We start from the raw sequence: 12,479 nt of genomic DNA, 5'->3' as shown, positions 1-12,479 counted from the left end.
CAGCCCGCAGCGGGTCCGGGCGACCCGGTGGCGCGCAAGAAATGCGCGCCTCGGAGCTCATGGTCCGGGGCGCGCAAATCCTGCGTGACGGCGGCGCGTCAGTGCATCAGGGAGGTCCGCCCGCTCCGGTTCGGGGCCAGGGACTCGCGCGTCACGGTCTCGTGGCCGGTGGCCTTGCCGCGCTCGAGCAGGGACTTGAAGCGCAGGAGGTCGTCGTCCATCTGCCGCTTGGGGTCGACGCCCAGCAGGCGGGCGAAGGCGTGGCCGATGGCGCCGGCAGGCGGGTTGTATGACAGGCGGATGTCCACCCGGGTGCCGCCCTTCGCGGTCGGCTCGAAGTGGATGACGCCGGCGTTCTCCACGGAGGTGCCCTTCACGCTCTTCCAGGCGAGGAGCTGGTTGGGCACTCGCTTCGTGACGACGGCTTCCCATTCGAAGTGGAGGCCGGCGGGGCCACGGACCTTCCAGTGGGAGCGACCGCGCTCGTCGACGCGCACCTCGTCCACGTGGGTCATGAAGCGCGGGAAGTTCTGCATCGCGTCCCAGAAGGCGAAGACCTCCTCCACGGGCGCGTTCACGGTGATGTCCTTGTGCAGGGTGATGGCGCGAGGCCCCGCGCCGATACCCGTGAGCCGGCGCAGCTCCAGGTTGCTGAGCGCGCGGATGCCGAGGACCGCGCCGCCGAGTCCCAGGAGCGAGCCCAGGACACCGCGTTGCTGGAGCGCCCAGGATGCGAGGGAGATACCTCCGAGCGCGCCGAAGAAGCGTGACGAGGGGGACCAGTGCCTGGAGCCGAAGGGGCGTCGCCGCGCGATGCCGCCCTGGAGCTCGGACTGGCGGCCGGGCTGGGCGAAGGGGAGCAGTCGATTGTCCACGCCGCGCACGCCTCGGACGCGGCCGAGGTAGGGAACGGCGGACTTGAGCTCCTCGAGCAGGATGGAGCCCTCGAGCGTGACGATGCCGTCCCTTGCGGACACCTTCACGGAGCCCGGATGCGAGCAGACCCGTCCGAGGGCCGCGCGGACGCGCTCGGTGAGGGTGACGTCGTCGACGGGCTCCGAGCGGAAGCGACTGACGGACTCGAAGAACAGGCCTCGCGAGCGCTGGGCCAGGTCGCGGCGGACGACGTCGACCGCGGAGCTGGCCTCGTGGGCGGCGTGCACGGCCCTGCCCTGTAGATGAGACCTGCGCCAGCGGCCGCTGCGTGGATCGCTCCAGTACATCAGCCCCACGCCCAGCCCCAGTCCCCCGAGCCCCCAAATGGCTGCCTTCATGAAGTGCCTCCTGTTGGGTTGTCGATAAGTCCCATCGGGAGAACCTGACGGCGGACATGGCGCGATGCAGCAACCACGGGACGTCCGAGCCGGGCCCCGTGAGCACGGCCCCCGCGCGTGAGGGCCACGAGAGCCTGGGTGGCCCACGCGAGCGTGTGCGGGAAGGTGCCCGCATGGCCGGGCGTGCACACCTTGAGCGGGCAGACGGACCGAATCCCTTCAAGGAGCGCCGCAAGAATGCCCACGCAGCAGCCGCCGATCCCCGGGACTCCGCACCCGACGCCCCTGCCTCCCGAGCCCGAGCCCAACGCGCCGGTCAAGGAGCCGGACCCTCGGCAGCCCCAGCATGAGCCGCCCTTCCGGCAGCCTCCCGCCGAGGAGCCGCCGCGCAAGCAACCGCCGGAGATCGAGCCTCCCCTGCCGCCTGACATCTCGCCGCCGGGGATTCACGACCCGCCGCCTCCCGGGCAGCCGGGCAAGCCGAACATCATCGCGTAGAGAGGCTCACGGCGACCACGGGTCGCCCGCGCGAACGTCCGATGCGCGCTGGGCGATGGTCAGCCAGGAGAACCGGGCCGCGAGGGCGTCGAGCACTTCATCCGAGTGCACGTGCGCTCTCGCTGCATCATTGAAGAAGAGTGGGTCCAGCTCGAACACGACGCACGAGCCGTTCGACGGGCCTGTCCTTGAGTCCTGCAAGGGAGAGATGAGGCCGCCTCGGGAGTAGGCACTCTCGCGGCATCGCTCTCCGTTCGAGACCTGCAGGAGTACGCGGGATGACAAGGCACTGAGTAGAATGCCGTGGCCATCGAGGAACTCCCAAGTCCTTGGGCCCCCGCGAAAAGGTTCAACATTCTCCACTCGATGGAGCTGAGGGTGGAGCGCCCACGGCCAAGAAACTCGGACGAAGAACACTGCCAGGGGCAGGTCATCTCGAATGCGGGGCCTGGCCAGAGCCGGAGCACGACCGGAAGCCGCTCGGCACCATTACCTGTGATGGCCATGCTCTCGACAGTCAACTTGAGCAACACCTCGGCCTGCGAGCACGGATCAGAGGCACCCTCCAAGTACATCCCCGGACGAGCCCGGATGGCTTCATGCGGCCAGAGAATCTTGATGTTCACGGTCGTCATGGATGCAAACTCTCACCCTGAGTGGTCGCCCACGTCTACGTCGACCTCGCAGGAAGACGAACTGCTTCACGGGCCAGAGAGCATGCCCACAGGGCCCAGACGGGCCGTGCCCGAGCAGGGAACCCATCCCCTCTGCGTCGACCACGAATAGGGAATGTCCGGCAGCAGATAGCGACCCGGTCATCCCAGACAGTGGCCAACCGGCCAACCCGGGCTCCATTCTCAGATCAACCAGACACTGGATGCAGTATCTGGCCGCCCTGGCTCTCCCCTATGACCAGGGTCTCTTCTTCAACCCCTGGCCTGAACCATGTCGATCCCCAATCGGACATTCTTGTGGATGTTGAGCTGTGCACTGATGCTGGGAGCATGTGGCCCCGAGCACAATGACAGCCTTGGCGAGAATCCAAGTCTCCCACCCATGGACAACACAGCGGAGGCGTCGCCCGAGATGTACTCCGAGACTTCATCACCAGTCTCCGAAGGCGAACCTGAATCCCTATCCGTCCAAACATGCAGACTCGAATGGCACGACGTCTGTCGGTCGGACCTCACGACCTGCAACGTAAGGTGCTGTGATGGCTACTACGACAACACGCATGTGGCCTGCTCCGACTGTGAGCCTTGGGCCCGGGGCAAGTGCATCAACCGTGGTGGAGTGAAACGCATCCGCTGGACACCGTGACGCGTACCCAAGCAGAAACATTCGCAGCCCCTGAGTCATTGCGTGTGAAAAAGAGAAGCGCCATGCCACGCTCCATGGGCCCGAGCCAAACAGGGCTCGGGCAGCAGCATGTGACTAGGCCGTCCGTGCACCTCCGCTGAGTGCATGACCACGTTGAACTCCGAGGCACGTCCATCCACGCACGCACCGAGGAGCCACACATGACAGGACCCGCGTTCCAGGATCGCTCCACGGCGGGCCGGGCCCTCGCGCGGCTGCTCCGCCACCACGCCCACCGTCCCGACACCCGCGTGCTCGCGCTCCCACGCGGCGGTGTCCCTGTCGCCTATGAAGTCGCCCGCGCGCTCGGCGCCCCGCTGGACGTCTTCATCGTCCGCAAGCTGGGCACGCCCGGCCACGAGGAACTCGCCATGGGTGCCATCGCCACCGGCGGCACACGCGTCCTCAACCCCGAGGTCATCGACGAGCTCGGCATCACCTCCGCGCAGCTCGACGCCGTCACCGCGCATGAAACCCGCGAGCTCCAGCGTCGCGAAGTCAGCTACCGCCAGGGCCGCCCCGCCCTCGATGTCCACGGATGCGACGTCATCCTCGTCGACGACGGCCTCGCCACCGGCTCCACCATGCGCGCCGCCGTCGCCGCCCTGCGCCTGCAGCACCCCTCCCGCATCACCGTCGCCGTCCCCGTCGCCCCTCCCGACACCTGCGACGCCCTGGCACCACTCGTCGACGAGATGGTGTGTGCCCGGACCCCGGAGCCCTTCGGCGCCGTGGGCCTGTGGTACCGGCACTTCGACCAGACCTCCGACGAAGAGGTCCAGGACCTCCTCGCCCGCTCGGCCCATGACGCCGCGCCGCGGCCAGGAGTCTGAGCCACCCCCGCGGCGCACCCCGGACCCGCCCCCTTGCCCACCAGACGACGAGGGCACCCGTCCCTGGGCCTCGATGCACGGCGCGCCCCTGGATTCCAGGTAGGCTCGCGCGGCCCACGCCCCCATGCACGAGTTCCCCTCACGCAGTCAGATGCTCCTGGCCGCCTTCACCGCCGCCGCGCTCGCCGCCCTCATCGAATGGGCCTGGACCAGCGCGGACGCGGCCAATCCCCTGCCCCGCATCCTCGCCACCTCCGCGCTCGTCCTCACCTGCGCGGGCGTCCCCGCCCTCCTGCTCGCCCACGCCCGCGAGCGAACCCGCCGCGAGCGCGACGCAGCCCTCCGCAGCGCCGGTGACTCCAGCGCCCTGCGCGACGCCCTCATGGACGTCACCCCCGTCGGCTTCGCCTTCTTCGACCGCAACCTGCGCTACATCCACGTCAACACCGCGCTCGCCGCCATGAACGGCCTGCCCGCCGGTGGACACCTGGGCCGCCACGTCACCGAGGTCATGCCCGAGCTGGGCCGACTCCTCGCCCCACGCCTCGAGCGCGCCCTCGGCACCGACGCCCCCGTCCAGGACACCTGCCTCGAAGTCGAAACCCCCGCCGCCCCCGGCGAGCCCCGCTTCTGGTTCGGCAGCTACTCGCGCGTGCGCGGCGCCGGCGGCGAAGTCCTCGGCGTCATCGCCTCCCTCTCCGAGCTCACCGAGCGCATGCGCGCCGAGCAATCCCTCCAGGAGCACGAGGGCCGCCTCGACGTCCTCACCCGCTCCCTGCCCGACTACCTCTGGGGCGGCAAGCTGCGCGACGGCAGGCTGCGCGACTTCTACTGCACCCCCGTCATCGAGCGCACCACCGGCTACCCCGCCTCCGCCTTCGTCGAGCCCTCCCCCGGCGGCGGCCCGCCCCGCCTCTGGGCGGAGATGATCCACCCCGAGGACCGCGCGCGCTACCGCTCCCGCATCGAGTCGCTCGCCCCCGGCTCCGAGGTGGAACTGGAACACCGCCTCATCTGCGCCGACGGCCGCGTGCGCTGGGTCCGCAGCCGCGCCGCCGCCTCCGCGCGAGACACCCAGGGCGAGCTCCACGTCGGCTGCGTCGTCACCGACATCACCGACCGCTACCTCGCGGACGAGCTGCGCCAGCGCCTCCACGACAGCTTCCGCCGCTCCGCCCAGGAGTGGACCCGCACCTTCGACGCCGTCGCCGCCCCCCTGCTCGTGCTCGGCGCGGACGGCGTCATCCACCGCCTCAACGCCCCGGCCTGCGCGCTGTTCGGCGGCCTGGACCCCTCCGGCCAGCCCCTGTCCACCGCCGCCAGCAGGCCGCCCTGGTCCAGCACCCCGCCCCTCATCGACGAGCTGCGCCGCACCCACGGCACCATCACCCGCGAAGTCACCGACCCGCACTCGCGCCGCACCTGGGAGCTGTCCGCCGCCTGGGTCGACGAGGCCGGAGGCGACGACTCACGCATCATCCTGGTCGCCACCGAAGTCACCCGGCTGCTCGAGCTGCAGGCCAGCCTGCGCCGCAGTGAGACCATGGCCGTCATGGGCGCCATCGTCGCGGGCGTGGCCCACGAGGTGAGAAACCCCCTCTTCTCCATCTCCGCCGTGGTGGACGCGGTGGAGGCCACCGTGGGCCAGCGCGCCGACCTGGCCCCGTACATGGACGTCCTGCGCGGCGAGGTGCGCCGCCTCAACCACCTCACCCAGGAGCTGTTCGAGTACGGCCGGCCCACGCGCGGCGAATGGGTGGAGGGCCCCGTGCGCCCCGTCGTCGAGGAGGCCCTGGCCGCGTGCGCCCTCACCGGCGAGCAGGCCCGCGTGGCCGTGGCGCCGCTGCTCACCGAGTCCCTGCCGCCCGTGCGCATGGACTCGCGGCGGCTGTTCCATGTCTTCCGCAACGTGCTGGAGAACGCCGTGCAGCACTCCCCCGCGGGCGCCACCGTGCGCGTGTCCACCGCGGTGCTCGAGGAGGAGGGCCGCGCCTGGGTGCGCTGCACCGTGCGCGACGGCGGCCCGGGCTTCCGCGAGGAGGACCTGCCCCACGTCTTCGAGCCCTTCTTCAGCAAGCGCCGGGGTGGCACCGGCCTGGGCCTGTCCATCGTCCAGCGCATCCTCGAGGAGCACCAGGGCGCCATCCGCCTGGGAAACCACCCCGAGGGTGGCGCCGAAGTCACCCTGCTGCTACCAGCGGTTTCCTCGCCTCCGGCCACCGTGCCCCTAGACTCGCTCGCCTCATGACCCGTACCCGCATCCTCCTCGTGGACGACGAGCCCGGCGTCCGGCTCGGCATGAGGGGCTATCTCACCGCCCACGGCTTCGACGTGGACGAAGCCCAGAGCCTCGCCGAGGCCCAGGAGGTCTTCCGCACGCACCGCCCCGACGTGGCCGTGGTGGACTACCGCCTCACGGACGGCACCGCCCTGGAGCTGCTCCCGCGCCTCAAGGAGATCGACGCGGCCGTGCCCCTGGTCGTCCTCACCGGCCATGGCTCCATCGAGCTGGCCGTGCAGGCCGTGAAGGAGGGCGCCGAGCAGTTCCTCACCAAGCCCGTGGAGCTCGCCGTCCTCAAGGTCGTGCTGGAGCGCCTGGTCGCCCAGCGCCGCGAGCGGCAGCGCCTGCGCGCGGACCTGTCGCGCACCGCGCGCGCCTCGGTGGACCCGTTCCTGGGCACCAGCGTCGCCATCCAGAACCTGCGCGCCGAGGCCGAGCGCATGCAGCACAGCGACAGCCCCGTGCTCGTCACCGGCGAGACGGGCAGCGGCAAGAGCGTGCTCGCGCGCTGGCTGCATGAAGGCGGCCCCCGCGCCGACGCGCCCTTCGTCGACCTCAACTGCGCGGCGCTGTCCAGGGACTTGCTCGACTCGGAGCTGTTCGGCCACGAGAAGGGCGCCTTCACGGGCGCGGTGGCCAACAAGCAGGGCCTGCTGGAGGTCGCCGACCGGGGCACCCTCTTCCTCGACGAGATTGGCGACATGGACCTCACCGTCCAGCCCAAGCTCCTCAAGGTGCTGGAGGAGAAGCGCTTCCGGAGGCTGGGCGACGTGCGCGACAGGCGCGTCGACGTGCGCCTCATCGCCGCCACGCACCAGGACCTGGGCACCGCCACCCGCGAGAAGCGCTTCCGCAGCGATTTGTACTTCCGCGTCAGCACCCTCATCCTCCACGTGCCCGCCCTGCGCGAGCGCCCTGAGGACATCCCCGTGCTGGCCCGGAGCTTCCTCGCGGAGATGGGCACCGCGCGCGGACGCGGCGGCGTGGGCCTCCAGCCGGACGCCGAGACGGCCCTGATGCGCTACGCCTGGCCCGGCAACATCCGCGAGTTGCGCAACGTCCTGGAGCGCGCCGTGCTGCTCTCCGGCGGCGGCGCCCTGTCCCGCGGCGACCTGCGCTTCGAGTCCTCCCCCGACGAGCCCGCCGCCGAGGATGACCTGACCCTCGAGGAGCTCGAGCGCCGCCACATCGAGCGCGTGCTTCGCCGGGAGAACGGCCACGTCGAGCGCGCCGCCGTCCGCCTGGGCATCCCCCGCTCCTCCCTCTACGAGCGCCTCAAGCGTTTGGGAATCAACAGATCTGGATTCCAGAAATCGGATCCGTGATCTGGACGCAAGGTGGACGAGGCACCGGGCGACAGCCCGCAAGTATCGGGAAAGTCGTATCGCGGGGGGCCTGAGTACGGTTGGCCCCAGGCTTGCTCTCCGGCGGCCGCGTGTCTCAGAACCTCCTCATCGTCGACGACGAATCCACCCTGTGCTGGGTGTTGGGGCAGTTCTTCTCGGGGGCCGGCTACCGCGTGGACTCGGCGCAAGCGCTCGATGAGGCGCTGGGGTTGATGACGACGGGCCGCTACGACCTGGTCATCAGCGACCTGCGGCTGAGCGGCACGCAGTCCGAGGAGGGGCTGGTGCTGGCGGACTTCGTGCGCCGCTTCACCCCGGACACCCGCGTGGTGCTGCTCACGGCCTTCGCTTCTCCGGAGCTGACGGCCCGGGCCCGTGAGCTCGGCGTCGACCTGGTCTTGCCCAAGCCGCAACCCCTGCCTTCCCTGGCCCAACACGTGTCGCAATTGTTGGCGGCACGTTGATGTGGGTGGTGCCCTTCTGGCACCGTCGGAGCATGCGAGTGCTTTTTCCTCCCACCCGCCCGTGGGCGTGGTTCGCGCTGGCGCTGTTGCTGGCGAGCGGCGCCCAGGCTCAGATTCCGGCCTCCCAGGCCATCGACGTGCAGCAGTACAAGCCCGGCCCGGGTGCCTACGACGTGCTGGGGCTGCACGGCGCGCGCGTGGGCCGGCACCTCGACTGGAACCTGGGGCTGTCGGTCAACTACGCGGATGATCCGCTCAACCTGCTGGACCCGAGGCGGGACGCGTTCGTCTACCGCATCGTCGACAGCCAGCTCACCGTGGACGTGCTGGGCGCGCTGGCGCTGTTCGACTGGCTGGAGGTCGGCGTGGCGCTGCCCATCTCCACCACCACGTCGCAGCCCGCGGGAGAGGTGGCCCCGTCGCTGGCGCAGGGCGTGGATGCCACGGGCATCGGGGATTTGCGGCTGGTCCCCAAGGCGCGCCTCCTGTCCACGGACGGAGGCCTGCACCTGGCCGTGGCCGCGTCGGTGACGATTCCCACCTCGGGAGGCGACGAGTTCCTGGGCTCCGACGGGCTCACCTTCCAGCCGAGGCTCATCGCCGAGTGGGCCACCGAGCGCGTGCGCCTGCTCGCCAACGTGGGCGTGAACCTGCGCGGCGAGGAGCGGCTGCGCAACCTGCGCGTGGGCAGCGAGTTCGCGTACGGAATCGGCGCCGAGGTGCCGCTCACCGAGAAGCTCTCGGTCGCCGCGACGCTCGCGGGCGCGCTGGGGTTGAAGGAGACGAACACGGAGGAGCGGCCCCTGGAGGCGCTCGGCGCGGTGAAGTACCGCTTCACCCGTGAGCTCGCGGCCCATGTGGGCGCGGGCCCCGGCCTCACCCGAGGCTATGGCACCCCGAGCTTCCGCGTGCTGGGTGGACTGAGCTGGACGGCGGCCTCGGCGCCCTCGTCGGCCCCCGCGTGCACGCTCGGCCCCGAGGACTACGACGGCTTCCAGGACGACGACCACTGCCTGGACCCGGACGACGACAACGACGGCATCCTCGATGGACCGGACGTGTGCCCCGGCGAGCCGGAGACCTTCAACGGCTATCAGGACGAGGACGGCTGCCCCGATTCGCCTGGCGAGCACGCTCCCGCGTCCGAGGACGCACCCACCCAGGCCCCCGAGGCGAGCGCGCCGATGACGCTCCCCCCCGCCCCCGTGGACACGGACCAGGACGGCATCGTCGACAGCGAGGACCGCTGCCCCAGCGAGCCCGAGGACCTGGATGGCTTCGAGGACGCGGACGGCTGCCCCGACCCGGACAACGACAGGGACGGCATCCCCGACACGGCCGACGCGTGCCCGCTGGAGGCGGAGACCATCAACGGCGTGAAGGACGAGGACGGCTGCCCCGACCAGGGCACGTCGAGCGTGCGCCTGGAGGGCTCGCGCATCGTCATCCTGGAGAAGGTCTACTTCGCCACGAGCAAGGACGTCATCCTGCCCAAGTCGTTCAGCCTGCTCGCGCAGGTGGCCTCGGTGCTCAAGGCGAACCCGCAGCTCCAGCTGGTGCGCGTGGAGGGCCACACCGACAGCCAGGGCTCGGACGCGAAGAACCTGGACCTGTCGCAGCGCCGCGCCAACAACGTGAAGGCCTTCCTGGTGAAGTCCGGCATCGCGCCGGAGCGCCTGGAGGCGGTGGGCTTCGGCGAGACGAAGCCGGTGGACACCAACAAGACGCCCAAGGGACGCGAGAACAACCGCCGCGTCGAGTTCAACATCGTGAAGGCCGCCGACTCCTCGGCGGGGGAGGCCACGCCATGAGTCGGTCCACTTCCTGGCTGATGGTGCTGACGCTCTCGGGCTCGCCCGTGCTCGCGCAGTCGCAGGGCGCGGAGCCGTGCGGCGGCGTGCGCTTCAACAATGGCCGCGTGGAGCTGGGCCGCACGCTCGCACCCCAGGGCCCGGAGACGGAGCAGTGCCTGAAGCACGTGGGACAGGCGCTCGTGGCCCGTCCCGCCATCCGCTCGGTGACGGTGGCCGCCCGGCTGCCGGACGCGGAGCGGCTGGGAGGCCAGGGCCTCGCGGTGGCGAAGGCGGCGGCGCAGGTGCTGGTGGCGGCGGGCGTGCCCCAGACGCGCGTGTCCGTGGTGGCGCCTCCCGCGGTGCCGGGACAGCCGGGGCAGCTCCAGCTCGCCTACGTCGAGCGCCCCGCGCAGCCCCGCGTGGCCCGCGTGCGCGCGGCGGGTGGAAGCATCCTGGCGGGCGCCACGGAGGACGCGCTGCAGCCGCGCGCCATCGGTGACTCGCTCCACACGGGCGAGCTGTTCCAGACGGCCAGCGACGCGAGCGCGGAGCTGGAGCTGGCGGACGCGAGCCGGGTGCGTGTGCAGCCCGACAGCCTCTTGCGGCTGGGCACCCTGGAGCTGAGCGCCCAGGGCACGCGCGTGGTCCGCCTGGAGCTCTTGAAGGGCTCGGTGGAGACGGTGGCCGCGCCCGGTGGCGAGGGCTCCGTGTTCGAGGTGCGCACGCGCGGCGCGGTGGCCGGGGTGCGCGGCACGCAGTTCCGCGTGACGGCGAAGGAGGACGGCGTCAGTCGCCTGGAGACGCTCGAGGGCAAGGTGGCGCTCGGCGCGCAGGGGGCGGAGGTCGACGTGGGCGCGGGCCAGGGCTCGCGCGTGCTGCCCGGCGTCGCTCCCGAGGCGCCCCGCGCGCTGCTCACGGCGCCGCGACTCGAAGGGCCTCGCGGCGGGACGTTCGCCACGCCGCCCACGCTGAAGTGGTTCGAGGTGAAGGAGGCGAAGCACTACCGCGTGGAGCTGGCGCGGACGGCGGACTTCGCCGCGGGCGTGCGGACCCACGAGGCCACGGGACTCACGCTGACAGTGCCCGGGGAGCACACGGGCAAGTGGTTCTGGCGCGTGTTGCCGGTGGACAAGGACGACTTCATCGGCTTCCCTTCCAAGATCCATGCGTTCGAGCTGAGGCCCTGAGACGCGCCGATGAACCCGAGCCCCGACACGCCTGCGCGAGGCCCCTGGCTTCCCCGCCCCTCTCCGGGGCTGCTTCGCGTGGTGGCGGCGGGAGTGGGCGTGGCGCTGGCGTGCGTGACGGCGGCGACGGGCGGAGCGCCGGGGCCCCTGGAGCGCTCGCTCTATGACCAGGTCGTCAGCCGGCTCTTGCCGGGGGTCCCTCGCAGCGCGGACCTGGTGCTGGTGGAGGTGGATGACCGGGCGCTGATGGCGCTGGGTGAGCGCTGGCCCCTGTCGCGGGCCACGTGGGCGCGGGCCTTCAAGGCCCTGGCGGCGCAGCGTCCGGCGGCGGTGGCGGTGGACGTTGTGTTCGACCAGCCCGGGCCGCGCGACGCGCTGGAGCTGGGCGAGGACGTGCTGGCGGCGCTGCGGGAGTCGGGGCTCGCCGGGCAGCCCGCGGGGGCGGCGCTGGTGGCGGACCTGGAGGACCGGCTGCGCGAGCAGGATGGCGACGCGCGACTGGCGGAGGCGCTCGGGGAGAACGGCGCCGTCATCCTGGGCGCCGCGGCGTTGATGGACGAGGTCTCGATGACGGCGCCGCTCGAGGACACCGCGGCCGCCGATTCGGTGGCGATGCCCGTGGACCGGCTGCGGCTCCAGGCCCGAGGTGTCGCGGGCAGCATCGCCCCGCTGCGGATGGCGGCGCATGGCAGCGGCACCCTGAACATGCTGGTGGACGCGGATGGTGTCATCCGGCGCTATCCGTTCGCCGTCGACGTGGACGGACGGAGGTGGCCCTCGCTGGCGCTGGCGACGGCGCTGAAGCTGATGCCGGAGCAGTCGGAGTCCCTGCTGCGCCGGGCGAGCGTGGACCAGGGCGCCCCGCTGATGCGGCTGCCCTCCCCTGACTGGCTGCCGAGGGTGAGCCTGGCGGACGTGCTCCAGGCGGATCCGCGCTCGGTGGGGCTGGACCTGGCGCTGCGGGGCAAGACGCTCTTCGTCGGCGTCACCGCGACGGGGCTGCACGGACAGAGCACGCTGCCGGGCCAGGTGGCGGTGCCGGGGGTGGAGATCCACGCCTTCGCACTGGACAACCTCCGCGCGGACCGGCTGATGCGCTCATCGGGCAGGGTGGCGCTCGTGGGTTTGCTGGAGACGGTGGCGCTGCTGTGGGTGTTCGGCTGGCGCTGTCGTCGCGTCCGGACGTTGGGGGCGGTGGGGAGCACCGCGCTGGTCCTGGGCGTGCTGCACGTGGCGCTGGTGGGGTGGCTGGCGGCGGACCTGGGCTGGGTGCTGCCGCTGGTGCCGGGGGGCCTGGGGCTGGGGCTGATGCTGCTGGTGGACTCGGCGCTCCGGGCGGAGGAGCTGGGCCGCCAGCGCGGGGCCCTGCGTCGACTCTTCGTGCGCTATCCCCAGTCCGCGCCGGGGACGTCGGCGCCGCCGGGCGAGGGGCGGTAGCGGCCGG

General features: G+C 71.5%; 10 protein-coding genes. 8 read left to right on the top strand and 2 right to left on the bottom strand.

What is annotated here, in order from left to right; genetic code table 11:
* Positions 1-98: 98 nt before the first annotated feature.
* Complete coding sequence (locus VZQ01_RS37350; RefSeq protein ID WP_426746047.1) at positions 99-1,274, bottom strand: SRPBCC family protein; 1,176 nt, start codon at positions 1,272-1,274, stop codon at positions 99-101.
* Between the two features lie 237 nt (positions 1,275-1,511).
* On the opposite strand from VZQ01_RS37350, the gene VZQ01_RS37345 reads away from it, so the two are divergent.
* Positions 1,512-1,772, top strand: a complete 261-nt coding sequence (locus VZQ01_RS37345; protein ID WP_223747610.1) for a hypothetical protein — start codon at positions 1,512-1,514, stop codon at positions 1,770-1,772.
* A 6-nt stretch (positions 1,773-1,778) separates the two neighbouring features.
* Here the strand turns inward: VZQ01_RS37345 and VZQ01_RS37340 are convergent, their stop codons facing one another.
* Positions 1,779-1,931, bottom strand: a complete 153-nt coding sequence (locus tag VZQ01_RS37340) for a hypothetical protein (RefSeq protein WP_426746046.1) — start codon at positions 1,929-1,931, stop codon at positions 1,779-1,781.
* 1,361 nt (positions 1,932-3,292) lie between these two features.
* Here VZQ01_RS37340 and VZQ01_RS37335 point away from each other — a divergent pair.
* The 7 genes from VZQ01_RS37335 (at position 3,293) to VZQ01_RS37305 (ending at position 12,472) form a co-directional block, all read left to right on the top strand.
* On the top strand, positions 3,293-3,964 hold the full coding sequence (locus tag VZQ01_RS37335) for a phosphoribosyltransferase (protein ID WP_223747608.1): 672 nt from the start codon (positions 3,293-3,295) through the stop codon (positions 3,962-3,964).
* Between the two features lie 124 nt (positions 3,965-4,088).
* Positions 4,089-6,212, top strand: a complete 2,124-nt coding sequence (locus VZQ01_RS37330) for a PAS domain-containing sensor histidine kinase (protein ID WP_426746045.1) — start codon at positions 4,089-4,091, stop codon at positions 6,210-6,212.
* A complete protein-coding gene (locus tag VZQ01_RS37325; protein ID WP_223747606.1) occupies positions 6,209-7,570 on the top strand; it encodes a sigma-54-dependent transcriptional regulator in 1,362 nt (453 codons plus the stop codon). Before VZQ01_RS37330 ends, VZQ01_RS37325 begins: the two co-directional genes overlap by 4 nt.
* A gap of 110 nt (positions 7,571-7,680) precedes the next feature.
* Positions 7,681-8,055 carry a response regulator gene (locus VZQ01_RS37320; protein ID WP_046718138.1) on the top strand — a complete coding sequence of 125 codons (375 nt, stop codon included), beginning with the start codon at positions 7,681-7,683 and terminating at the stop codon, positions 8,053-8,055.
* The gene (locus VZQ01_RS37315; RefSeq protein WP_426746044.1) at positions 8,055-9,866 is read left to right on the top strand and encodes an OmpA family protein; all 1,812 of its coding nucleotides are present in this window, start codon (positions 8,055-8,057) and stop codon (positions 9,864-9,866) included. Before VZQ01_RS37320 ends, VZQ01_RS37315 begins: the two co-directional genes overlap by 1 nt.
* Positions 9,863-11,035 (top strand): FecR family protein, encoded by a 1,173-nt coding sequence (locus tag VZQ01_RS37310; RefSeq protein ID WP_426746043.1) that lies wholly within the window; start codon positions 9,863-9,865, stop codon positions 11,033-11,035. The genes VZQ01_RS37315 and VZQ01_RS37310 overlap by 4 nt, the downstream gene beginning before the upstream one ends.
* Before the next feature lie 9 nt (positions 11,036-11,044).
* Positions 11,045-12,472, top strand: coding sequence for a CHASE2 domain-containing protein (locus VZQ01_RS37305; RefSeq protein ID WP_426746042.1), 1,428 nt, complete (start codon positions 11,045-11,047; stop codon positions 12,470-12,472).
* Positions 12,473-12,479 lie beyond the last annotated feature (7 nt).

Origin of the sequence: Myxococcus faecalis, from assembly GCF_050039385.1 — a bacterium.
Lineage (GTDB): Bacteria > Myxococcota > Myxococcia > Myxococcales > Myxococcaceae > Myxococcus > Myxococcus fulvus.
Note: the sequence above shows the minus strand (reverse complement) of the source record. Positions and strands in the feature narration are given on the sequence as shown.